The 21,598-nt window shown below is 73.7% G+C and carries 19 protein-coding genes; 10 read left to right on the forward strand and 9 right to left on the reverse strand.

Features of this window, described 5'->3' with window-relative positions; all coding sequences use genetic code 11:
• Nucleotides 1–41 precede the first annotated feature (41 nt).
• Nucleotides 42–1,286 (forward strand): DNA recombination protein RmuC, encoded by a 1,245-nt coding sequence (locus tag HDA30_RS05825; RefSeq protein WP_184241367.1) that lies wholly within the window; start codon nt 42–44, stop codon nt 1,284–1,286.
• Between the two features lie 31 nt (nt 1,287–1,317).
• Here the strand turns inward: HDA30_RS05825 and HDA30_RS05830 are convergent, their stop codons facing one another.
• Nucleotides 1,318–2,430, reverse strand: coding sequence for a 4-hydroxy-3-methylbut-2-enyl diphosphate reductase (locus tag HDA30_RS05830; RefSeq protein ID WP_425488388.1), 1,113 nt, complete (start codon nt 2,428–2,430; stop codon nt 1,318–1,320).
• A 1-nt stretch (nt 2,431) separates the two neighbouring features.
• On the reverse strand, nt 2,432–3,544 hold the full coding sequence (locus tag HDA30_RS05835; RefSeq protein WP_246418711.1) for a hypothetical protein: 1,113 nt from the start codon (nt 3,542–3,544) through the stop codon (nt 2,432–2,434).
• A gap of 150 nt (nt 3,545–3,694) precedes the next feature.
• Here HDA30_RS05835 and xseA point away from each other — a divergent pair, with 150 nt between their 5' ends.
• Nucleotides 3,695–5,035, forward strand: coding sequence for an exodeoxyribonuclease VII large subunit (gene xseA / locus HDA30_RS05840; protein ID WP_343059312.1), 1,341 nt, complete (start codon nt 3,695–3,697; stop codon nt 5,033–5,035).
• Entirely contained in the window at nt 5,032–5,334 is a 303-nt protein-coding gene (locus HDA30_RS05845; protein WP_184241371.1) for an exodeoxyribonuclease VII small subunit, read from the forward strand. Before xseA ends, HDA30_RS05845 begins: the two co-directional genes overlap by 4 nt.
• A 15-nt stretch (nt 5,335–5,349) precedes the next feature.
• Here HDA30_RS05845 and HDA30_RS05850 read toward each other — a convergent pair whose 3' ends face one another.
• The 4 genes from HDA30_RS05850 to HDA30_RS05865 form a co-directional block, all read right to left on the reverse strand.
• Nucleotides 5,350–5,901, reverse strand: coding sequence for a type 1 glutamine amidotransferase domain-containing protein (locus HDA30_RS05850; RefSeq protein ID WP_184241372.1), 552 nt, complete (start codon nt 5,899–5,901; stop codon nt 5,350–5,352).
• Between the two features lie 149 nt (nt 5,902–6,050).
• On the reverse strand, nt 6,051–7,292 hold the full coding sequence (locus tag HDA30_RS05855) for a pyridoxal phosphate-dependent aminotransferase (protein WP_184241373.1): 1,242 nt from the start codon (nt 7,290–7,292) through the stop codon (nt 6,051–6,053).
• A 56-nt stretch (nt 7,293–7,348) separates the two neighbouring features.
• Nucleotides 7,349–8,524 carry a glycine betaine ABC transporter substrate-binding protein gene (locus HDA30_RS05860; protein ID WP_184241374.1) on the reverse strand — a complete coding sequence of 392 codons (1,176 nt, stop codon included), beginning with the start codon at nt 8,522–8,524 and terminating at the stop codon, nt 7,349–7,351.
• Nucleotides 8,521–9,051, reverse strand: a complete 531-nt coding sequence (locus tag HDA30_RS05865; RefSeq protein ID WP_184241375.1) for an NUDIX hydrolase — start codon at nt 9,049–9,051, stop codon at nt 8,521–8,523. The genes HDA30_RS05860 and HDA30_RS05865 overlap by 4 nt, the downstream gene beginning before the upstream one ends.
• Before the next feature lie 76 nt (nt 9,052–9,127).
• Here HDA30_RS05865 and HDA30_RS05870 point away from each other — a divergent pair, with 76 nt between their 5' ends.
• The 5 genes from HDA30_RS05870 to HDA30_RS05890 all read left to right on the forward strand — a co-directional run bounded on the left by HDA30_RS05870 (nt 9,128) and on the right by HDA30_RS05890 (nt 14,577).
• On the forward strand, nt 9,128–9,604 hold the full coding sequence (locus HDA30_RS05870; protein ID WP_184241376.1) for a hypothetical protein: 477 nt from the start codon (nt 9,128–9,130) through the stop codon (nt 9,602–9,604).
• Nucleotides 9,605–9,728: 124 nt separating this feature from the next.
• Complete coding sequence (locus HDA30_RS05875) at nt 9,729–11,672, forward strand: hypothetical protein (RefSeq protein WP_184241377.1); 1,944 nt, start codon at nt 9,729–9,731, stop codon at nt 11,670–11,672.
• A gap of 51 nt (nt 11,673–11,723) precedes the next feature.
• Nucleotides 11,724–12,401 (forward strand): hypothetical protein, encoded by a 678-nt coding sequence (locus HDA30_RS05880; RefSeq protein WP_184241378.1) that lies wholly within the window; start codon nt 11,724–11,726, stop codon nt 12,399–12,401.
• A complete protein-coding gene (locus HDA30_RS05885) occupies nt 12,388–13,869 on the forward strand; it encodes a sensor histidine kinase (RefSeq protein WP_221419050.1) in 1,482 nt (493 codons plus the stop codon). Before HDA30_RS05880 ends, HDA30_RS05885 begins: the two co-directional genes overlap by 14 nt.
• 3 nt (nt 13,870–13,872) lie before the next feature.
• Entirely contained in the window at nt 13,873–14,577 is a 705-nt protein-coding gene (locus HDA30_RS05890) for a response regulator transcription factor (RefSeq protein ID WP_184241379.1), read from the forward strand.
• Between the two features lie 39 nt (nt 14,578–14,616).
• On the opposite strand, the gene HDA30_RS05895 is transcribed toward HDA30_RS05890, so the two are convergent.
• Together HDA30_RS05895 and HDA30_RS05900 are read right to left on the reverse strand one after the other, a co-directional pair.
• On the reverse strand, nt 14,617–15,654 hold the full coding sequence (locus tag HDA30_RS05895; RefSeq protein ID WP_184241380.1) for a hypothetical protein: 1,038 nt from the start codon (nt 15,652–15,654) through the stop codon (nt 14,617–14,619).
• Nucleotides 15,655–15,729: 75 nt separating this feature from the next.
• Nucleotides 15,730–16,401 (reverse strand): GNAT family N-acetyltransferase, encoded by a 672-nt coding sequence (locus tag HDA30_RS05900; RefSeq protein WP_184241381.1) that lies wholly within the window; start codon nt 16,399–16,401, stop codon nt 15,730–15,732.
• A gap of 59 nt (nt 16,402–16,460) precedes the next feature.
• Here HDA30_RS05900 and HDA30_RS05905 point away from each other — a divergent pair, with 59 nt between their 5' ends.
• Nucleotides 16,461–17,153, forward strand: a complete 693-nt coding sequence (locus tag HDA30_RS05905) for a 5-formyltetrahydrofolate cyclo-ligase (protein ID WP_184241382.1) — start codon at nt 16,461–16,463, stop codon at nt 17,151–17,153.
• Nucleotides 17,154–17,233: 80 nt separating this feature from the next.
• Nucleotides 17,234–17,542, forward strand: a complete 309-nt coding sequence (locus tag HDA30_RS05910; RefSeq protein WP_184241383.1) for an FmdB family zinc ribbon protein — start codon at nt 17,234–17,236, stop codon at nt 17,540–17,542.
• A 294-nt stretch (nt 17,543–17,836) separates the two neighbouring features.
• Here HDA30_RS05910 and HDA30_RS05915 read toward each other — a convergent pair whose 3' ends face one another.
• A complete protein-coding gene (locus HDA30_RS05915; RefSeq protein WP_184241384.1) occupies nt 17,837–21,586 on the reverse strand; it encodes a hypothetical protein in 3,750 nt (1,249 codons plus the stop codon).
• Nucleotides 21,587–21,598 lie beyond the last annotated feature (12 nt).

Consider the following 21,598-nt stretch of genomic DNA (forward strand, 5'->3'; position numbering starts at 1 on the left):
GCGCCGCTATCGTCTCGGGACGCTCTGCCAGGCTGGTCGGCATGGATCTTCTCTCTGTGCTCGTGGGACTGCTGATCGGCGTGGTCGTGGGCGCCTGCGTGGTGGGCTGGGTACTGCTGCGGCGCGGTGCCGAGCGGGAGCGCCAGGCGCAGGACCGCATCCGAGCCGCCGAGGCCGAGGCCGGCCAGTCTCGGCAGGAGCTCGTCGAGGCCCGCACACGCGCGCAGATGCTCGAGTCCGTGCAGCAGGAGTCCTCCCTGCGCCACGAACGGGACGCGAACGTGCTCAAGGCCATCGGCCCGCTCGGCGAGCGCATGCAGACTCTGCAGCAGCAGGTGGCCCAGCTCGAACGCGATCGCGTGGACCAGTACGCCACTCTCACCGAGCAGCTGCGCACCGCCGCCGGGCACGATCGCGAGCTGATGCAGCAGACCTCCCAGCTGCTGTCCACCCTGCGCTCTACCACCGCGCGCGGCCACTGGGGTGAGGTGCAGCTGCGCCGCGTCGTGGAGGCCGCCGGCATGCTCGCGCACACGGACTTCACGGAGCAGGCGTCCCTGCGCAACGCGGAGGACACGCGGATCCGCCCGGACATGCTCGTGCACGTGCCCGGCGGCACGACGATCGCCGTCGACGCGAAGGCCCCGGCCTCGGACGGCGTTGCGGCCCAGCACCTGGCCGAGGAGCACGACGAGGACGCCCGGGCCCGGCGGGATGAGCTGGTGCGCGCGCACGCGGCCGCGGTGCGGCGGCACGTCGACGACCTGGCGAAGAAAAAGTACTGGACGGGCCTGGAACAGACGCCCGAGCTGGTGCTGTGCTTCCTGCCCTCGGAGTCCCTGCTGGCCTGCGCGCTCGAGGCGGACCCGGGGCTGCTGGACCACGCTTTCGAGCGCGGCGTCGCCCTCGTCGCGCCGGTGTCCCTGCTGACGGCCCTGAAGTCCGTGGCGCACGCATGGCGGCAGGAGTCGATCGCGCAGAACGCGCAGCAGGTGGTCGACGCCGCCCGCCAGCTCTACGACCGGCTCGGCACCCTGACCTCCCACCTGACGAAGCTCGGCGCCTCGATCAACGGATCGGTCGAGAACTACAACCGGCTGCTCGGCACCCTCGAGTCGCGTGTGCTGCCCTCGGCCCGGCGGATGCAGTCGCTCGACGCGACCCCGGGCGAGCCGATCGCCGCCCCGGACGGTCTCGAGAAGCACCCGCGCCGGCTCAGCGCCCCTGAGCTCGCCTCGCGCGTCGATGACGCCACCGACGGCGGACTGGGCGTGAGCCGGCCCTGAGGGCGAACTCAGCCCCGGTGGCCGAGACCGCTCAGTCCCGCTTGCGCCCGCCCAGGCCGCGCGAGGTGTCGCCGACCTTCTTCAGCTCGGCGCGCAGCTCCTTCGGCAGGGAGAACATGATGTCCTCCTCCGCCGTCACGACCTCATCGACCTGCCCGTAGCCGTACTCGGCCAGCAGGTCGAGCACCTCCTGCACGAGCACCTCCGGCACCGAGGCCCCCGAGGACAGGCCGATGGTCGCGACGCCCTCGAACCAGGACTCGTCCACCTGGTGCGCGAAGTCCACACGCTCGGCCCGGGCCGCCCCGTACTCGAGCGAGACCTCCTTAAGCCGCACCGAGTTCGAGGAGTTCGCCGAGCCGACCACGAGCATCAGGTCCACCTCGGGGGAGATCGACTTCACCGCCGCCTGGCGGTTCGAGGTGGCATAGCAGATGTCGTCGCTCGGCGGGTCCTGCAGGTTCGGGAACCGGTCGCGCAGCACCGAGACGATCTCGAGCGTCTCATCGACCGAGAGCGTCGTCTGGGACAGCCAGGTGAGGTTGTCCGGGTCCTCGACCTCGACGGTACGAGCCTCCTCGACGTCGTTGACGATGGTCGTGTGCTCGGGCGCCTCGCCGTAGGTGCCCTCGACCTCCTCGTGGCCGGCATGGCCGATCAGCAGGATGTGCTTGTCCTGCTTCGAGAACCGCACCGCCTCGCGGTGCACCTTGGTCACAAGCGGGCACGTCGCGTCGATCGTGCGCAGGTTCCGCCGCTCGGCATCCTGGACGACCGCCGGGGACACGCCGTGCGCGGAGAACACCGTCAGCGCTCCCTCGGGCACCTCGTCCAGCTCCTCGACGAACACGACGCCCCGCTCGGAGAGGCTGTCGACCACGTGCCGGTTGTGCACGATCTCCTTGCGCACGTAGACCGGGGCGCCGTAGTGGTCCAGCGCCTTCTCGACGGCGATCACCGCGCGGTCCACGCCGGCGCAGTAACCGCGCGGAGCGGCCAGCAGCACACGCTTCTGGCCGGTCACGGGCGCGGCGGCCTCGATCTCCTCGCGGGAGTGGCGGACCCGGGGCACGTGCGGCATACCCAGGCCCACGGTGGTGGTGGCGGACTGGGACTCGGTGGTCGGTGCAGACATGCCGACCATGCTATCGGCCGTCCCGGGGGCGACGCCGTCGCCCAGGCCACGCCGCAGCCAGCACCAGTCCCACTGCGGCGACGGCCGCGGCGGCCAGCGCGGTGCCCGTCAGCACCGGGGTCACCTGCGCCTCGAGCGAACGCTGCAGGGCCGACTCGAGCGCCTCAACCAGCCCCCGCACCTGCTCAGGCGCGGCGCCGTGCGCGTCCAGCCGCACCGGGTACATCCCCCGAGCCCACGCCAGCAGCCCGCAGCCGGCCAGGGCGGAGAGCCCGGCGGCCACCAGCGCCCCGCCGCGCCACCGGCCCCGGGCCAGGACCACCGCGACGACGGTCAGCAGCACGGCCGCACCCAGCCCGACCCGCCAGTGGGGCACGAGAGCCCACAACAGCACCGGGTCGACCGGCGGCGGCCCGTCGCCGTTACCGACGCGTGCCGTGACCACGAGACGCTCGTCGTGCTCCAGCGCGTCGATCCCGCTGCGGGCCTGGCCCAGCAGCGCCCCGAGGCCGCCGGACCCGCCCGCGTCCTCACCCCCGCCGAGCCCCGGGACGCCCAGGCCACCGAGGCCGTCGCCGATGATCCGTTCGAGGCCGGACTCAACCTCGTCGAGCCCGTCGCGCGCGGCCTCGGCCACGGGACCGGCCCACGCGATGCGCACCTGCCCGTCCTCGGCCGTGACCACCGGCTGCGGGCCCGGCGCGCCGCCGCCGGCACCCGAGTCGTCCGATCCGTCCTGCTCGGGCCGATCCCCGGCATCCTCGGGCCCGTCCTGCCCGTCCAGCAGCGTCCGGCGCCCCTGCTCGGCCGCCTCGAGCAGCGCGCCGCGGTTCTCCTCGCTGCGCACCGCCGACTCGGCCTGCTCGGAGAGCATGCGCGGCAGGGCGCCGCCGAAGGCCTCGCGCACGCCGCGGGGCAGATGCTCCTGACTCAGCCCGTCGACGGCTTCCGGCACCGCGGCGAGCACCTGGTCGTCGGAGAGCACGTCGTTCATCGTCTGGCGCAGCGGATCGGGCGTGTGCACCGCCGCGTCGACCACCGCCGCGCAGACGCACAGCACGGCCAACAGACCCGCGAAGCAGGCGACGACGAGCGAGACGACGGAGCCGAGGGCACGGCGCATCACAACGATCCTTCCACGCTGGGCTGTTCGAGGCGGTCGGGCCACGACCGGGGCGATCCGTCGGGGCCGCCTCCACGTCGTCCGACGTTACTGGCAGGATGGCAGCGAACACAGCCGCGCCCGAGCCCGACGGCGAGAGGAGCATCCCCGGTGCAGCACCCCGACGACCGCGCCGCCCCCGACGGACCGGGAGGTCATGAGCGTCCTGCCGGGTCCGGCGAGCCCGCCTCCGAGTCCGTCGGTGCGGCACCGCAGCGGGCCGCGCAGACCTCCGCCGAGAACCCCTGGCCGCTGCGCCGCCTCTCGGAGAACCTCAAGGCGCACATCGAACGCGCCCCTGCCACGTGGGTCGAAGGACAGCTGATCGAGGTCAAGGCCCACCGGGGCAACGTCTACATGACGATGCGGGACCTCGAGGACGACGTGTCCCTGCCCGTGAACGCGTGGCGCAACGTCGCGGCCGGCCTCTCCCCCGGCGTCCAGCCCGGAGCACGGGTCGTGGCGCAGGTGAAACCGAACTTCTGGCTCAAGGGCGGCCGGCTGTCGATGACCGTGAACGCGATGCGCCCGGTCGGCGTCGGCGATCTGCTCGCACGCGTCGAGATGCTCCGCCGTGCCCTCGACGAGGAGGGTCTGCTCGACCCCGCCCGCAAACAGCCCGTCCCCGTGCTGCCCGGCTGCATCGGTCTGGTGACCGGACGGGACTCGGATGCGAAGAAGGACGTGCTGCGCAACACCCGGCTGCGCTGGCCCGCCGCCGCCTTCGAGGTCCGCGAGGTCGCCGTCCAGGGCCCCGACGCCCCGCGCCAGGTGGTCGAGGCGCTGGCCGAGCTGGACGCGCTCGCCCATGTGGACGTCATCGTGATCGCCCGCGGCGGCGGCGCCCTGGAGGAGGTTGTCCTCCCGTTCTCCGACGAACGCCTGGTGCGCGCCGTCGCCGCGGCGCAGACCCCCGTCGTCTCGGCGATCGGCCACGAGGCGGACCGCCCCGTGCTGGACGATGTGGCCGACCTGCGCGCCTCGACGCCGACCGACGCGGCGAAGCGAATCGTCCCGGACGCCGCGCAGGAGTCCGCGGGACTGGCCGACGCTCGGCTGCGTCTGGCCGCCGCCGTCGAACGCCGGGTGCGGCAGGAAGCCGACGGGATTGCCCAGCTGCGCTCGCGCCCGGTGATGCTCGCCCCGCACCGCATGGTCGAGGAACGCGCTGACGAGCTGGCCGCCTGGGTCGAGCGGTCCCGTCGCGGGCTCGGGCACCGGCTCGAGCGCGAGGCGGACGCCGTCGACTCGCTGCTGGCTCGCGTCCGTTCGCTCTCGCCCCAGCAGACCCTCGACCGCGGCTACGCGGTCGTGCGGCAGGGGGCTGAGGTGGTCCGCGACGCCGAGCAGGTCGGCCCCGAGGACGAGCTCGACGTGCTCGTCGCCCACGGCCGGATCGCGGCCACCGTCACCGGAACGACGACACCCCCACCGAGTAAGGAGACGCCATGAGCACCCAGGACGCCACGACCACGCCGTCCTCCACCCCGACCGCCGTCGACGGGTTCAGCGCCGCGGACACCTCCGACGTGCAGAACATGAGCTATGAGCAGGCGCGCGGCGAACTCGTCGAGACGGTGCAGCGGCTCGAGGCCGGCGGCACCGGCCTCGAGGAATCGCTGGCCCTGTGGGAGCGCGGCGAGGCGCTGGCCGCCCGCTGCCAGGACTGGCTCGACGGCGCGCGGGCCCGCCTCGACGAGGTCCGGGCCCGCGCCGCCGAGCAGGAGGACGCGGCCGAGATGACCGACTGAACCGGTCGGTTCGGCTCAGCCCTCGGCCAGCTTCTCGACCAGCGCCGCGTTGAACGCGTCGAGATCCTCGGGGCTGCGAGAGGTGATCAGCTGCCCGTCGACGACCACCTGCTCGTCCTTCCAAACCGCCCCCGCGTTCTCGAGGTCCCGCCGCACGGACACATACGAGGTCATGGTGCGGCCCGAGACCAGGTCGGCATCGATCAGCGTCCACGGGGCGTGGCAGATCGCGGCGATCGGCTTGCCCTGGTCGACGAAATCCCGCACGAAGGCGCGCACGGACTCGTCCACGCGCAACGCGTCGGCGTTCAGGGTGCCTCCGGGAAGCACGAGCGCGTCGAAATCCCCGGCGTCCGCCTCGGCGGCGGCGACGTCCACGGGGAACGTGTCGCCGTGTTCCCAGTCGCCCTGCATCGCGGTGATGCTCTCGGCCTGGACGGACACCAGCCGGGGCGTCGCGCCGGCCTGCGTCACCGCCTGCCACGGCGAGGTGAGCTCCACCTGTTCGACGCCGCGCGTGGCGACGAAGGCGACGGTCTTGCCAGTCAGGTCTGCCGTGTTCTGCATGGTTGCCTCCCGGTTTCTGTTGGGCATCACGACGCGGTTGCGCGCCGTTGCGGCGACAATAGACACAGAACCCCCGCCGTGGCACAACCCCGGGGCGACGCCGCGCGGTCGTGCCCCACCGGTTCCGCGGGATCGGCCTCAGGCCTGGCTCAGGCGTGGCGTTCGCGGTAGTCCTCGAGGAAGTCGGCCATGCGTCCGATCGCCGTCTCGAGGTCCTCGACCGAGGGCAGGGTCACCACGCGCAGGTGGTCGGTGCTCGGGTAGTTGAACGCGCCGCCGTGGCTGACGAGGATCTTCTTCTCCCGCAGCAGCTCGATCACGAACGTCTCGTCGTCCTCGATCGGATAGACCTCCGGGTCCAGCCGCGGGAACAGGTAGAGCGCTCCTCGGGCAGGCTGCACGCTCACGCCCGGGATCTGCGAGAGCATCCGCTGGGCCAGGTTCCGCTGCTCGAGCAGGCGCCCGCCGGGCAGCACGAGGTCGTCGATCGACTGGTAGCCGCCCAGCGCCACCTGGATGGCGTGCTGAGCGGGCACATTGGCGCACATGCGCATGTTCGACAACAACGTGAGGCCTTCGAGGAAGTCGGCCGCACGGCGCTTCGGCCCGGAGATCGCGACCCAGCCCGAGCGGTACCCGGCCACCCGGTAGGCCTTCGACAGTCCCGAGAAGGTCAGGGTGACCACGTCATCGCTGAGCCCGGCGGCATTGAGGTGACGGACGCCGTCGTAGGTGATCTTCTCGTAGATCTCGTCGGCCAGCAGCACGAGGTCGTGCCGGCGGGCGATGTCAATCATGCCCATCAGGATCTCGCGCGAGTACACGGCGCCGGTCGGATTGTTCGGGTTGATCAGCACCAGGCCCTTGGTGCGCTCGGTGACCAGCGACTCGATGTGCTCCAGATCCGGCTGCCAGCCCTCTTCCTCCACGCAGCGGTAGTGGACGGCACGGCCGCCGGCGAGGGTCGTCGCGCCCGTCCACAGCGGGTAGTCCGGAGAGGGCACGAGCACCTCGTCGCCGTCGTCGACCAGGGCCTGCAGGACCATCGAGATCATCTCGGAGACACCGTTGCCGATGAACACGTCGTCCACGCCGATCTGCCGGATGCCGCGGGACTCGTAGTACTGGCTCACGGCGGTGCGGGCAGAGTAGATCCCCTTCGAATCGGAGTAGCCCTGCGCGTGCGGCAGGTGCTGGATCATGCCCTTGAGCACGGCGTCGGGCGCCTCGAAGCCGAACGGGGCGGGGTTGCCGATGTTCAGCTTCATGATGCGGTGACCCGCCGCCTCCATCCGCTGAGCCTCCTCGAGGATCGGGCCGCGGACGTCGTAGCGGACGTTCAACAGCTTGGAGGACTGACGGATGGGGCGCGGATGGGAAGTCGAAGCCATTCCCCCATCTTGGCACCCGCGGCCGCGTCACGGGGGGAACCTGCGTGGCCGGTCGGTCAGAACCAGCCCCGCTGCGGGACGTACCAGTCCTCGGGCGCCTGCTCCTCGTCGCGGGAGACGAGCCAGTACTGCGCGGCCTCCTCGGGGCTGAGCGCGTCCGGTCCCGAGACGAGGGACTGCAGATCGCGCAGCCCGTCGGCGTCGAGCCGGCCCATGATGTGCCGCAGGTCCCGCTCGACGGCGTCGGGAACCTCGTCGCCTCGGCCGAGCACGGAGACACGCCCTTCCGGCAGCACGCGACCGGTGTCCTCGAGCGGCACGAGCCCGTGATGCTCGATGCCCGGGTCGACGCCATAGGTCAAGCCGATCTGGGCCCGGTCGTCGGCGACGTCTTCGGAGACGGAGGTCTGCGCGGGACGCCATGCCTCCGGTCGACAGCCGGCGAGTCGGTCCAGCCGCTCGCGCAGCAGCGCGGTCGCCTCCGGGCGGGCCGTGGAGTTCACGTCGACGCGGGCCGCCGCGGTGAACTCCTCGCACCGCTGGTTCAGGTCCTGGACGGACTCCAGGTCCAGGCGGGCGGCGGTCGTGGCCGTGACGAGCGCCCGCAGACGCGTGGTGCCCTTCGAGGGGGCGAGCACCGTGACGGGCGCCTCGGGCGCGGCCTCGGGTGAGGTGGAGGCGGAGCCCGAGCCGTCGCCGGAGCCGCCGAGGGCGGCCAGCCGCTCCTCCACGAGCGCGTCCACCCGGTCCGCGCTCAGTGCCGAATCGCCCGATGGCAGTGTGGTCGGGGCGGCCTGCGACGACGATGCCCCCGACGAGGAGGGTTCCGGCGAGCGGGAGTCGCCCGGGTTCTCATCCGCGTCTGCCGGCTCGGATTCGGTGGCGGTGGGCTCGGGCGGGGCCGGCAGAACGCCCTCGGCATCGGCCTGCAGGGCGAAGGCCAGGGTGTCCACGACGGCCACCGTCTGCTCGTCGGTGTGCTTCCACGGTGTGGCCACCGGTTCCGAGGGCTCGACGGCGTAGCCCTTGTTCTTCAGGTGGCGCTCGACGACCGCGGCCACGGCGCGATCCAGCTCCGCATCCGTGTGGACCACCGAGATCGGGGTGTCCGCATTACCGGCGCCGTCGACCTGCTCCGAGGCGCAGCCGCTCGCCCCGGCCGTCAGCAGCGCGACGGTCAGCGCGGCTGCGGCGCGACGCCCCGGCCTCGGCAGCCCGCGGGCCCGGCTCATGCGTCCTCCCCGGTCGGCTCGTTCCCGGTCGGGGCGTTCCCGGTCGGCTCGTTGCCGGGGGCATGGCCGCCGAGTTCGAGCGCGGCCTGCACCCACGAGGACGTGCGCAACCGGTCCAGCTCGTCGAGCGCGAACCAGGCCGCGTCCACCGATGAGCCGTCGACCTCCGGACGCAGGGCGCCGCCGGTGATCTCGGCGCGGTAGATCACCTGGACGGTGAGCAGAGGCACCGCGGCACCACGCCGACGGCGCTCGGCCGGGATCTGGCCGGTGTTCACGCCGAGCAGCCCGCCCAGGCGCACCGTGTGGCCGGTCTCCTCCCACACCTCGCGTTCGCAGGCCTGCTCGCAGGACTCGCCCAGCTCGAGACCGCCGCCGGGCAGCGTCCAGACGGGGCCGTCGGGTCCGCCCCAGGCCGAGAGCAGGATCCGGCCGTCCTCGACGATCAGCGCGTAGGCGCCGGCGCGGGTCTGGAAGGGCTCCGGGGTCGCGGCAGGCGCGGACGACGCGGCGGGGTTCTCGGACATGGCCGCCAGTGTACTGAGGCTCTGTGGGCCGTGGCCCGTGCGGCGCTGACCCGTGCGCGGCCAGTAGGCTCCCGGCATGACCGCCTCCGCGCCGCACGCCGCCGATCCTTCGCCTCGTTCGCTGCCCCGTCCCCGCGGCCGGCGCGGCGTGCCCGTGTGGCCGCTCGCGCTGCTGCTTCTGGCGCCGCTGGCCGGCGACCTGAGCGTGTCCCTGTTTCCTGCCGACGCGGACCAGCCGTCGATGAGTCTGCCCACCCTGGTGATCGGCACCGGGCTGACGGCGCTCGCCGGAGCCGTGGCACTGCTGCGGGCCGGGCACCGTCACGGCATGCGCACGCTGGTGTTCGTCGGAATCGCCGCGCTGCTCGTCCTCGGCGTCCGGGGCCTCGGCCTGACGCTCGTGGACGGCTCGGACTCTGGGTGGAGCCTGTTCTCCCTCTCCTGGCTGCTCCTGGCCGGCGGCGTCGTGTGTGCCCTGCTGACCCTGACGGCCCTGACACGGCTGGCGCTCGAGCGCGTCGGGCCGCCGGTCTGGGCCTGGTTCACGCGTTGAACCTGACGCCGTGCTGACTCGCCCGTGTGCTCATCGGCAGGTATGCCCAGACCTCGGATCGGCGGGGTGATCTCCGCTCGTCGACGGACAGGCACACGGGACGACGGCTGGAATACTGTCCGCCATGGCCTCCGACCTCTCGCCCGAGACCCTCGAGGCGGCCCGCGTGCGGCTGGCCGCTGCGCTGCGCCTGGCCTCCGCGGACCCCGTGCTCGGCGCAGGGCTCGGCCTGGGCCTCGACTCGGCCCCGGGCCCAGGCCTCGAGCTTGCCGACCCTGACGCCCACGGCCCGGTGGATGCGCTCCTCTGCCTCGAGGCGGCGCGGCAGGCAGTGCTCGCTGAAGCGCCGGAGAGCGCCCGCACCGCCGTCGCCCGCGGACTCGACTCCCCCGGCGCCGAGGACCCTGCCGTGCGCCTGGCCCTGCTGCGCGCCCTGGCGATCGCCGCCTGCCTGAGCGACGAGGACGGCGAGCGCATGGCTGAGGCCCTGCAGGAACGCGCCGCGCTGCTGCGCCGGCTCGGCCTCGACCGACGGGCGAGCCGGGAACTGCAGCTGGGCGCGGCCCTGCTGCGCGAGCCCACCGATTTCGAGGCCACAGTCCTGCACGGGGTCCTCGACGACGAACGCGAGCACCTGGAACGCTCCGGCCGGTCCTCGGCGGACACCGTCCTGCCGGACGTCCTCACGGCGTTGGCCGTCCACGCGCTCTCGCGCGGCGGCCTGGAGCACGCCGAGGAGGCCGAGCGGCTGCTCGACGAGGCCCTGACGGCGCTCGAGGCGCAGCACGCAGCGGGCCGAGTGGTCCCGGTCGGCTCGACCAGCGCGGTGCGCCTGATGCTCGCGCGGCTGACCGCCGGGGCGGGGCGGCACGAGAGCGCCCGCGCCCACGCCGAAGCCGTGCTGGGCGCTGAATCCTCGGACAGCGCCCGGGCGAGCGCGCACCTGGTGCTGGCGGCCTCCCTGCCCGAGCCGGACGGCGACCAGGCGCTCGAGCACGGGCTGCGCGCGGTCGAGCTGATGACCGGTGCCGGGTTGCGGCGCGGGGCGGCCGCGGCCGCCGCCCACCTGGCGCGCCGCCTCGGCGAGCACGTGACGGTCGGCCCACGGGACGGCGGGGCCGGCCCCGACGAAGCCCGCCACGACGCCGGGCACGCCGCCGCCGACGCCGAGGGTCCGGCCGCGGTGCTGGCGGCGTGGGAGCTGGCAGCGACGCAGGCCGAGCGGGCCGAGGCGCCCGATGCCCCGGCCCTGGCCTTCGCGTGGGGCCACCAGCTGCTGCTCACCGGCCTCGAGGAGGAGGCCGAGGCCGTCCTCGACTCGCTGGTGACCCGCAGCGGCCTGGCCGGCGCCCACCGTTTGCGCGCCCACGCGCTGGTTGACCGCGGTTACGCCCGGCACGGGCTCGGCCGGGCCGACGAAGCCCTCGACGACTGGCGTCTGGCGGCGGAGCTGTTCGTCGACGAGGGCGATCACGAGGATGCGGCCCGCACCCTGTTGGCGGCTGGCGCCCTGGCCGGCAGCACCGAGGAGTCCGTCGGCGGCCTCGAGCTGTTCTCCCGGGCCGTCGACCACGCCCGGATCGCGCGCGACGAGGACCCCGGCCTGCTCGCGGTCGCCCTGCACTCGCTGGGCTATGCGATGTGCGAGCGCTCCGACCCGCAGGGGCTCGAGGTGCTCGACGAGGCCATGACTCTGGCCGAACGAACCGGCACGGCCTGGCAGCGCGCCGACTTCCTCGACACCCGGGCCCGGGCCCTGTGGGCCCTCAGCCGACCTCAGGAGGCGGCGAGCGCGGCTCTCGAGGCCGCCGACCGGTTCCGCGCGGCGGCAGACGCCCACGGCGGCGCCCAGGCGGAGCTGTTCGCCGCGTTCGTGGTGGCCGAGTCCGGCGCCCCCGAACAGGGAGCCACCCTGTTCGGGCTGCTCGCCGACGCCGAGGACCAGCCGTACCTGGTCCGCGTCGCCGCGTTGAGCGGGCTGGCGCAGTGCCTCGAGCAGATCGGCGACGACGACGGCGCCGCCGCGGCCCGCGACCGGCTCGAGGCGCTGCGAGAAGAACCGCCGTGACGTGCCTGCGCTCTCATACCGGTGTCATCCGTACGCGCCACAATCTCAGGCATGTCCGCTCGTTCCAGCGCCGGTCTCCGGCTCGCCGTGGTCGCCATGCTCATCGCCGTCGTCGGGGCGATCGCCCTCGCCGCGCACAGCGCCAGCCCCGGCGGTTCAGAACTCGGGCCGCAGATTCGGATCGGCTCGAGCACTTCGGACGAGAGCGCCGAACCCAGCTCCTCCGCCGAGTCCGGTTCCGCGTCGTCAGGCCCGACGCCCTCGGACCGGGCTTCTTCTTCCTCTGCTTCCTCGGCCTCCGATTCCGCGGCCCCGTCCTCCTCGGCCTCCGGGTCCTCCGGCTCCGCCTCGGACGCGTCCTCGCCCGCGGAACGCCCCGGCTCGGCCACCGGCTCCTCGGCGCCCGAGCCGCAGTCGTCACAGCGCACACCCTCCGCCGACTCCGCCTCCACCCCGGACGCCCCCGCCCCTGACTCGTCCACACCTCGTCCCGCGCCCGCCGCCTCCTCGGATGCCGGCCGGCCGACGCGCTCCGGCCCCAGCCCGGTGCCGGCCCCCGCCCCGAGCACCCTGGTCGCCAGCCCGACGGCGGCACCCGGACAGTCCGCTCCGGTTCGCGGCGTGCACGATGATGATGACGACGACCTTGACGACGAGGACAACGACCTCGACGACGAGGACGACGACCTGGAGGACGAGCCGGAAGACGAGCACGATGACGACGACTGAGACCTCTCCGGGCACGGGGCTGCGCAGCCGGTGGCGGCGCACCCCCGTGCGCGTGCGCCTGACGTTCCTGCTCGCGCTCGTGACGGTCGGCGCCCTCGTGCTCTCCGGGATCACGGCGTACCTGCTGAACCGCGCGGCGATGTACGAGCGGATCGACGAGGCCCTGAACCGCACCGTCACGGAGATCCAGATGCTCGCCGAGGACGGAGTCGTCCCAGAGACCGGGCAGCCGATCTCCTCGGCGAACGAGCTGATCCGCGTCGCCATGCTCCGCACCCTTCCCGTCGAGAACGAGGGCATCCTCGGGCTTGAGGACGGGCGTGCCACTCTCGGGGCCAACAGCGCCGTGAAGCTGCGGCTCGAGGACGACCCCCAGCTGGTTGCCTGGGCCGCCGAACAGACCGGCGGCCGCGCCGTCCGGCTTGAGACGACCCAGACCGACACCACCGAGTACCGAGCGGCCATCGTGCCGGTGGGCGGCCCCGAGCAGGAGGACCGCGGTGCCCTGCTCGTGGCTTTCGACCTCGATGCGGAGCGGGCCGAGCTGAACCGGAACTTCGCCGGCTACTTCGTGGCCGCGGCCCTGTCCGTGCTGATCGCGCTGCTGCTGGGCTGGTTCGTGCTGCGCCGGGCGTTCGAGCCTCTCGAGACCCTCGGCAGCACGGTCCGCGGCATCTCCGAGGCCGACCTCGACGACCGCGTGCACGTGCGCGGTGAGGACGACGTCGCCGCGCTCGGCCACCACGTCAACGCGATGCTGGACCGGTTGCAGGACTCCTTCGCCTCGCAGCGTCAGCTCATCGACGACGTCGGGCACGAACTGCGCACGCCCATCACGATCGTCCAGGGCAACCTCGAGGTCATGGACGCCGACGACCCTCGGGACGTGCGCGAGTCGACCGACGTGTGCTTCGACGAGCTGGCGCGGATGCGTCGCCTGGTCGACGACCTGGTCCTGCTGGCCAAGTCCGCTCGCCCGGACTTCGTGCAGCCCGAACTCGTCGACGTCGAGGACCTCACGCACACGGTGTTCGGCAAGGCGGCGCAGCTCGGCGAGCGCGACTGGGGGCTGGACGCCGTCGCCCGCACGACGGCCTCCCTGGACGCTCAGCGGATCACGCAGGCCTGGCTGCAGCTGGCCTCCAATGCGGTCCGCTACTCCGAGCCCGGCACGGCCGTGCACCTGGGCTCGTCGGTGGTGGAGAGCTCGCTGCGGCTCTGGGTGCGTGACGAGGGCGTCGGTGTGGCGCCCGAGGACCGGGAACGGATCTTCGAGCGTTTCAGCCGCGGCTCCACCGTCTGCCGGACCGACGGGTCCGGGCTCGGGCTCACGATCGTCGCGGCGATCGCCGAGGCCCACGGCGGGACGGTCGACCTGCAGTCGGTGCCCGGCATGGGCTCGCTGTTCTCCGTGACCGTGCCTCTGCACCGCACACCGCCGCTGCCGACCGACGACGAGGAGGACTGAGCCATGACCCCCATCCTGATGATCGAGGACGAACCGCGGATCCAGCGATTCGTCTCCAAGGGGCTCTCCGCGGAGGGCTTCTCCGTCACGTGCGCGTCGACCGGTGCCGAAGGTCTCGGGCTGGCCCTGACCGGAGCGTTCGAGCTGATCATCCTCGATCTGGGCCTGCCGGACGTCGACGGCTTCGAACTGCTGACCCGGCTGCGTCGGCAAGACCCGACCGTGCCGGTCATCATCCTCACCGCACGGTCCTCCGCCCAGGACACGGTGGAGGGGCTCACCTCCGGCGCCGACGACTACATGTCCAAGCCGTTCCGCTTCGCCGAGCTGCTCGCGCGGGTGCGGTTGCGGCTGCGTGCTTCCGCCCCCGCCGCACCCGAGGAGTCCGTCCCGGACCCGGTGCTGCGGCACGCCGACCTGGAACTGGACCCGCTCGCGCACCGCGTGCGGGTCGCGGGCCGGGCCGTGGAGCTCTCCGCCCGGGAGTTCTCCCTGGCCGAGGAGTTCCTGCGCCACCCCGGGCAGGCGCTCAGCCGCGAGCAGCTGCTCGACGCGGTGTGGGGCTACGACTTCGACCCCGGCTCCAACGTGGTCGACGTCTACGTGCGGTATCTGCGCCAGAAGATCGGCCCCGGCCGAATCGCGACGGTCCGTGGCGTCGGGTACCGGCTCGTCGCCCCCGAGGACTACACGGACGCACAGGGCTGAGCCGCCCCGGCGAGGGGCGCCTGCGGTCGGTGGGCGCGGTCAGCCGGCCCGACGGCGGGCCAGAACGTTGTCCAGGTCGAGCGCGGCGACCTGCTCGCTGCGGGCCGCCTCGTCGTCCTCGGCGGTCATGCGTGCCCGGGCCAGGACGCGCTCGCGATACTCGGCCGAGACCCCGTCCTTGAGCCGGGTGGCGGCGCTCGCGCGCTTGTCCTCGTCCTCGTCCTGCATCGGCCGGGGCGCCGGACGCACGACCTCGGGCGCGTCCAGGTAGGCCGGCCGGGGCAGGCTCAGGGCGGCGCCCCGCGCGGATCCGGCCGCTGAGGCCGCGGCCGCCGAGCCCGTGTTCGGCGTGTGCGCGGCCATCGGCTCCCCGGTCGTCGCGGCGGCATGCCTGGGCGTCGGGGCCCCGCCGGCCACGGACGCGCTCGGGGCGGAGGACTCTCCGGTCGGCGTCGTCGGCCGCTGCTGCACCTCGTGCGCGCCGGCGTCGAACACGTCGGTCACCCGGCGCCGCACGGGCCTGGAGTCGGCCTCGGGCTGGGCCTCGGCCACGGCCTGCTGCGCCGGCGCGCCTGCCGGACGTCGACGCCGATCGCGCACGGCGAGGACGCGCAGCCCGGCGACGCACCCGAGCGCGCCCACCAGGCTCCACCCGGCCAGGACCCCGGTCCCGGCGCCGAATGCCGCGGCCACGCCGGCCACCAGGAACGTCGTCAGCAGCACGAGGGCGCCGAGGGCGAGGGCGGTGCGGTCCCAGCGCACACGGAAGCCGTCGCCGGCTCCGGTGGGGGCCATCTCGGGGTGAGCGGCGGAGTCGGCGGGGCGGACGTCTGCGGTGCGGTCGGGCACGACGGTCTCCTGAGGTGAGGGCGTCGACGACGCGGCGGTCCGCGTGTCGGCTGGCAGATGCGGCTCGGCCTCGTCGAGTCGGTCCTCCGTGCCGCGGCCGCGGGCGAGCAGCCGCCAGCCGAACCACAGGACCAGGGCCAACACGACGAGAGAGGTGCTCACGCGGAGGTCGCCGACGAGACCCAGCACGGCGGACAGGCGTGCGGCGAGCTCATTGAGGGCCTCCATACCGACCAGACTACCGGCGGCACGGGCCCGGACTGCGCCGGCTGCGTGGCGTGTCCCACCACACTCACGAGAGTGTCAGGCGGGCGGCCGGGGCGATGTCGGTCCCCGCCCCGGCGTCGTGGCGAGCAGACGGGCGAGCACCCCGTCGCCGCTCTCCTCGACCGTGAGTGCATAGGCGAGGTGGTCGCACCAGTCGCCGGCGACGTGCAGGTAGCGCTCACGCAGTCCCTCACGGCGGAAGCCGAGCTTCTCCGGCACCCGGATGCTCGCGGTGTTCTCCGGCCGCACGTTGATCTCGAGGCGGTGCAGCCCGGCCATCACGAACGCCCAGTCGCAGACGAGCGCCACCGCGACCGGGGTGAGTCCTCGTCCGGCGACGCGGCGGTCGATCCAGTAGCCGATCGCACCCGAGAGCACGGACCCGTACTGGATCCCGCCCAGGCTCACCAGCCCGACGAGGCGGTCGCGTCCGGGCGCATCCGTGTCGAGGGTGATGCCCCACGTGTACCCGCTCCCCTGCCGGGCCGCCCGCCGCTGCCAGCGCACCATTTGGGCGAAGGTCCGCGGACCGCTGCCCGGGTGCGGGCTGGTCGCGTCCCACGGCGTCAGCCAGTCCGCGTTGCTCGCGCGCTGCTCCTGCCACGCGGCCCGATCCCGGAACCGCAGCGGCCGGACCGTGAGCACGTCGTGCCGCAGCACGGCCGGCCACGGCGAATGCAGGGAGGAGGCAGGACCGAGCGCGGACATGCCCTCGATGATCGCACGGGCCGGCCACCGGAGCCGGATCCGCCTCGTACCCTGGCAGGGTGAACGTCCCCTCCCCGTCCTCCCCGCATCCGGCCCGGCCGAGCGCCGACCGCCCCGCCGCCGACATCGCCGCCGCGAAGCAGGCCGAGCGGACGCGCCTGCGCGCCGCTCGTCGGGCGATCCGCCCCGAGGAGCGCGAGCGGCAGTCCAGGGCCGCGGTCGAGCACCTCTGGGCCTGGCTCGGACCCCGGGTGCGGGCACGGGTCGCCGCCGGTGACGCACCGGCGGTCGGCACCGTCCTGTCCATGCCGAGCGAGCCGGACACCGCCGGGCTGCGCAGACGGCTGATCGACACGGGCGCCGACGTGTTCGTCCCCGTGATCGAGCCGGAGCGACGCCTGAGCTGGGTGCGCTGGCGGCCCGATGCGGCCACGCGACGGGCACGCCTGGCCCCGGTCGAGGAGCCGATCGGACCCCGCCACGGCCTCGACGCTCTCGCCGACGCCGCGGCCCTGGTGATGCCCGGACTCGCCGTCACCGACGACGGGGCCCGTCTCGGCCAGGGCGGAGGCTACTACGACAGGGTGCTGGCCGCGCTGCCGCCGAGCGTGCCGACCGTCGCCGTGCTCTTCGAGGACGAGCTGCTGCCGGCCGGCTCGCTGCCGCTCGAGCCGACGGACCGACCCGTCGACGCCGTCGCGACCGCCGCCGGGCTCCACATGTGCAGACGCCCTCTGCCCGGCAGCCGCTAAGATCCTGTGCGGTCCGGCCCGGGCCTGCCACGGTGCCGGGCGTTGTCCGCCGTCCGCCCTGCCCCACGGAGGTCCCCGCGATGCCCACCTACGCCTACCGCTGCAAGGACTGCACCCACGCGTTCGACGTCGTCCAGTCCTTCACCGACGACTCGCTCACGCGCTGCCCCGAGTGCGGCGGCACGCTGCGCAAACAGTTCGGCAGCGTGGGCGTCACCTTCAAGGGCTCCGGCTTCTACCGCACGGACTCGCGTTCGAATTCCTCCGGCTCTTCCGGCTCAGGCGCCTCCGGTGCGGGATCTTCCGACGGCGGCACCTCGTCCTCCTCCGGCTCGAGCTCCTCCGACTCGGGGTCCACTGGCTCGGGGTCCACCGGCTCCTCGGACTGAGCTCCCGACCCGCTCAGCCCCAGTGCGGAGGCCGCTCGCGCAGCAGCCAGCGGCCCCGGTCGTCGGTCACCGCGGCCTCGGCCCCCTCGCCGTCCCCCGCGCCCGACCGCACCGGACTTGCCTCATCGGCCGGTGATGCGACGCCCAGGAGCCGCTCCAGGCGCGGTTCCGGGCCGTCCGCGGCGCCGGGCCCGGTTCCTGCGGCATCGGCACGCCGCGGCCCGCGACGCCGGGCCGGCGCAGGACGGTCCGGCACCGGCGCGGTCCGGGACGTGTCCCCGCCTGCCGCCTCGGTCATCGGGCTCCGCTCTCGTCGAACTCCTCCTCGTCGGGCTCGTCGAGCCGCAGGGTCGCGGCGTACCGGTCGGCGAGGGTCTCGGGGTCGGCGAACACGTCGATCGTCCACATCGTGGCGGTCTGCCAACCGCGGGCGTGCAGCTGCTCGACGCGCGTGCGGGTCCGCTCGCGCACCGGCAGCTGCGCGTACCAGTCAGAGCCGTCGGCGGTCAGCGCGAGCGGGGCGCCGCGGCGCGGATGCCACGCCGCCAGGTCGATCTGCCCGCCGTACAGCGGCCACACACCGGCACCGTGCTGGTCGAGCCGATCCTTGAGGTCCTGGACCAGCGGGTTCGGCAGCGTCGTCTGGGGCGGCCGCGCGGGCTCCCCCAGATACGCCTGCAGGATCCGGTAGAAGTCCAGGGCACCGCCCTCGAGCCGCTCCGGGTCCAGGTCCGAGGCCCGCAGCGCGGACACCAGGTGCATGCGCCGACGGGCGCGGGTGAACGCGAGGGCCACCATGCTGCGACCGTCATGCTCGGAGAACGCACCGAAATGGTGCACCACCCGGCCGTGCGGGGTGCGGCCGTAGCCGGGGGTCACCACGACGGCGTCCCGCACGATGCCCGCCGCGCGCACCACCGGGGCCACGACGAACGGCTCACGCGCGTCGTCCTCGCCCCGACCCCGGGCGAAGAACTCGGCGGCCCACGGGTTCTTCGCCGCGGTCGCCTGCACCGCGGCAGCGACCTTGCGCGCATGCTGTTCCGACACGGTGATCACCGCGAGCGACTCATCCGGGCGGTGGCGGATGTGCTCGAACACCGCCTCGACGCTGGCCCCCACCTCCGCCGCCGTGGAGACGACCGCGTCGCCGCCGGTGAGCGGGATGCCGGTGCCGTCCTCGAGGTAGCGCGCCGTGACCGGGCGATCGCGCCCAGTGAGCTCCCCGGCGGCCGGGACGGCGTCGAGGGCTCCCTCGTACGCGGCATTCGAGATCAGGCGCACCAGCGTGCGTTCCAGCCCCCGGTGGACGGTGTGCAGCATGAGCCGCGGCAGCACGTCGGCGAGCCCGTCCCGGGCCGAGGTGAGCGGCCGCAGCGGGCCGGCGGTCGCGGTCGGGTCCACCGAGACCTGGAACGGCTGCGGCCGGCCCAGTACGGGGTCGCCGAACGCGACGACCTGCGGCGCCCGGGTCAGCGCGCCCATGGCGGTGGCCAGTGAGGTGCTCTCCGCCTCGAGCAGGATCACCACGTCCGCGGACCAGTCGTCGGGGAACTCGGTCAGCGCCATCGGTGAGGTCGTGATCACCGGGGTCAGCGTCTGCATCAGCTCGGGCGTGATCGTCGCCAGGGACCCGACGGTCGGTGTTCCCTGGCGCAGCAGGTTCCGCAGCACGGACGCGTCGGCCCGGTACTGTCGGATCCCCTCCTGCCAGCGGCGGGTCAGCGCCCAGCGCAGGCGGGCGGGGCCGGAGTCGATCTGCCCGCGATCGAGGCGGCAGAAGGCGGCCTCCATGCCGGAGAGCGAGTCCCCGTCCATCATGGCCAAGAAGTCGTCGCCCGAGATCATCGCCTCGAGGGCGGACTGCCACCAGGCCAATTCGAGCTCGGTCACCAGCGCGCCGGTCGGCACCTGGCGTCGGTGCAGGTCCTCGAGCAGCTCGGTCAGACCGCGTTCGCGCAGCTCGTCGAGCACGAGGGTCCGCTCGGGCAGGGAGGCCAGGGTGTCCCGGTCGGCGACGAGCCCGTCCACCAGCGCGGCGAGCTCGTCCACATCCCGCTGGGCCAGCGGGGCCCCGTCGACCTGCTCGGGGGCGAGCACGCCCTCGAGCCGTTCGAGCATCTCCAGCAGCTGGGAGGTTTCCTCGACCATCGCGTCGCTCCGCGAGGGCGCGGCGATGCGCTCACCCACGCCGTCCACGGACCAGCGGTCCCAGCGACGCTTCTGATCCTCGACCTCGGTCAGCGCGGCGTGCAGGTCGCTCGGGTGCACGCCCGGGCGCACCACCTCCTTGGCGGCGCGGCGCATCCGGGAGCGAGCGACCGAGGACATCTCCACGAGGTTGGCCCGCCGCCACGCGCTCGAGGCGGTCGCGGCGACCATCCCGGGCACGTCCCGGTCGTAGACCTCGGGCAGGAAAGTGCCCAGGCTCTCGCGGACCGCGCCGAACAGGTTCGCCTGCTCGGCCCAGTCGGCCGCCGTGGAACCCGAACGCAGGCCGACCTCGCGCGCGGCGGACTCGACCGTGCCTCGGGTGCGCACCAGCTGTTCGGAGATCTGCTCGACCAGTTCGGAGGCGGCCTCGGTCTCCTGCACGTTGCGCACGCGGGCGCCGAACCAGCGGGACTCGGTGGAGGCCGCGGCGAACGCGCCGAGCGTGCCGGCGCGCAGAAGCATCTCCCCGATCGCCTGGCGGTTCACCGTCGCATCGAGCACCGACCGGCGCAGGCGCACGGTGGTCGCCGGCGGCTGCGGCAGCGAGGTCAGGGCGGCCAGGGCCTGCATCGCCTGGTAGGGCGAGCAGCCCCAGCGCGGCCGTACGTGGTGCAGGGAGCCGACGTGCTCGTCGAGCCGGCGACGGGCCTCGGTCAGCTGGGCGTGCATCGTCTGCGGCTGCGGGTCCTCGGCGCGCTCGGCGCGCAGCACGGAGGCGACGAGCTGGCGGCGCAGCTGCTCGGGATCCGGGTGGGCGGGGACGTCGAGGCAGATCTCCCGCAACCCGGCCGTCTCCAGCCGTGCGTGGACGTCCTCGAGTGCGGCGTAGCGCTCGGAGACCACCACGACCCGGCGCCCCTGCCAGGCCAGGCCGGCGGCGAGGTTCACGGCGGTCTGCGTCTGCCCGGTGCCCGGCGCGGTGTCCACGAGCAGGGAGCGACCGGCGAGCGCGTGGTCGAGCACCGCCTGCTGCGAGGCGTCGGCGTCGAGCACGAGGCGTTCGTCCTCGGGGGCGCGCTCGTCCAGCGGCCCGGCGCCGCTGTCGCCCAGCGGCTCGGGACGGGGCACCATGCCGGTGCCGGCGTCGTACAGGGCCTGAACGACGGGCAGCGTGCTCAGGTCCTCGGGCACGCGGGCGGTGTCGCCGAGGTCGGCGAACGTGGAGACCAGCAGGCGCTCGTCCACCTGCAGGTCGTTCAGCCCGGCGGCCTGTTCGCGCAGCAGCGCGAGCGCGGGGCCCGGCTCGAGGCGCGCCATCGCGTAGGCGGCGTGCTGGTAGCGCTCGGGGTCCAGATGGATGTCGTGGTGACGGGCCAGGTTGCGCACGAGGGCGGGGTTGAGCTGGGCCCGTTCGACGATCTGGATCTCCATCTCGTCGCGGCCGCGCGCACCGCGGCGCATCGTCAGCGCCAAGCGGGCCAGCAGCACGGGCGCCGAGCGCCGTTCGCGGCGACCGTCCTCGACGGCCGTCCAGGACGCGACGCCGACCGCGAGCGCCCCGACGTCGATGCCCCGCTCTTCCGAGAGCTCGCGGACCTTGGCCCGCAGGTCGAGGGAGACGTGCAGGGCCTGCTCACGCGCGGCCTCGTCGCTGAGCAGGGTCGAGATGCGTGTGCGACGGCCGAGCATCAGCTGCGACAGGCCCGAGGTGTTGCCGTGCGTGACGTCGATGCTGTTCAGCTCCGAGGGGGCGAAGCGCAGCATGGTGTCGTTCTCGGCTCCCGAGCCGAGCGAGGACACCCAGGCGGCGGGATCGGGACGCTCGGACTCCGCAGAGCCGGTCGTGCCCGCCCGCAGGCGTGCGAAACGTGGGAACTGCTGCTCGCTCACGCTGGTGTGTCC

It is taken from the genome of Micrococcus cohnii (genome assembly GCF_014205175.1).
GTDB classification, from domain to species: domain Bacteria; phylum Actinomycetota; class Actinomycetes; order Actinomycetales; family Micrococcaceae; genus Micrococcus; species Micrococcus cohnii.

Excerpts from the sequence above, each read along its gene's own strand:
- HDA30_RS05885 (WP_221419050.1), top strand. The coding sequence starts at position 12,388 with ATGACGACGACTGAGACCTCTCCGGGCACGGGGCTGCGCAGCCGGTGG.
- HDA30_RS05890 (WP_184241379.1), top strand. The coding sequence starts at position 13,873 with ATGACCCCCATCCTGATGATCGAGGACGAACCGCGGATCCAGCGATTC.
- HDA30_RS05880 (WP_184241378.1), top strand. The coding sequence starts at position 11,724 with ATGTCCGCTCGTTCCAGCGCCGGTCTCCGGCTCGCCGTGGTCGCCATG.
- HDA30_RS05855 (WP_184241373.1), bottom strand. The coding sequence starts at position 7,292 with ATGGCTTCGACTTCCCATCCGCGCCCCATCCGTCAGTCCTCCAAGCTG.
- HDA30_RS05850 (WP_184241372.1), bottom strand. The coding sequence starts at position 5,901 with ATGCAGAACACGGCAGACCTGACTGGCAAGACCGTCGCCTTCGTCGCC.
- HDA30_RS05825 (WP_184241367.1), top strand. The coding sequence starts at position 42 with ATGGATCTTCTCTCTGTGCTCGTGGGACTGCTGATCGGCGTGGTCGTG.
- HDA30_RS05870 (WP_184241376.1), top strand. The coding sequence starts at position 9,128 with ATGACCGCCTCCGCGCCGCACGCCGCCGATCCTTCGCCTCGTTCGCTG.
- HDA30_RS05895 (WP_184241380.1), bottom strand. The coding sequence starts at position 15,654 with ATGGAGGCCCTCAATGAGCTCGCCGCACGCCTGTCCGCCGTGCTGGGT.
- HDA30_RS05845 (WP_184241371.1), top strand. The coding sequence starts at position 5,032 with ATGAGCACCCAGGACGCCACGACCACGCCGTCCTCCACCCCGACCGCC.
- HDA30_RS05900 (WP_184241381.1), bottom strand. The coding sequence starts at position 16,401 with ATGTCCGCGCTCGGTCCTGCCTCCTCCCTGCATTCGCCGTGGCCGGCC.
- HDA30_RS05910 (WP_184241383.1), top strand. The coding sequence starts at position 17,234 with ATGCCCACCTACGCCTACCGCTGCAAGGACTGCACCCACGCGTTCGAC.
- HDA30_RS05860 (WP_184241374.1), bottom strand. The coding sequence starts at position 8,524 with ATGAGCCGGGCCCGCGGGCTGCCGAGGCCGGGGCGTCGCGCCGCAGCC.
- HDA30_RS05830 (WP_425488388.1), bottom strand. The coding sequence starts at position 2,430 with ATGGTCGGCATGTCTGCACCGACCACCGAGTCCCAGTCCGCCACCACC.
- HDA30_RS05865 (WP_184241375.1), bottom strand. The coding sequence starts at position 9,051 with ATGTCCGAGAACCCCGCCGCGTCGTCCGCGCCTGCCGCGACCCCGGAG.
- HDA30_RS05835 (WP_246418711.1), bottom strand. The coding sequence starts at position 3,544 with ATGCGCCGTGCCCTCGGCTCCGTCGTCTCGCTCGTCGTCGCCTGCTTC.
- HDA30_RS05875 (WP_184241377.1), top strand. The coding sequence starts at position 9,729 with ATGGCCTCCGACCTCTCGCCCGAGACCCTCGAGGCGGCCCGCGTGCGG.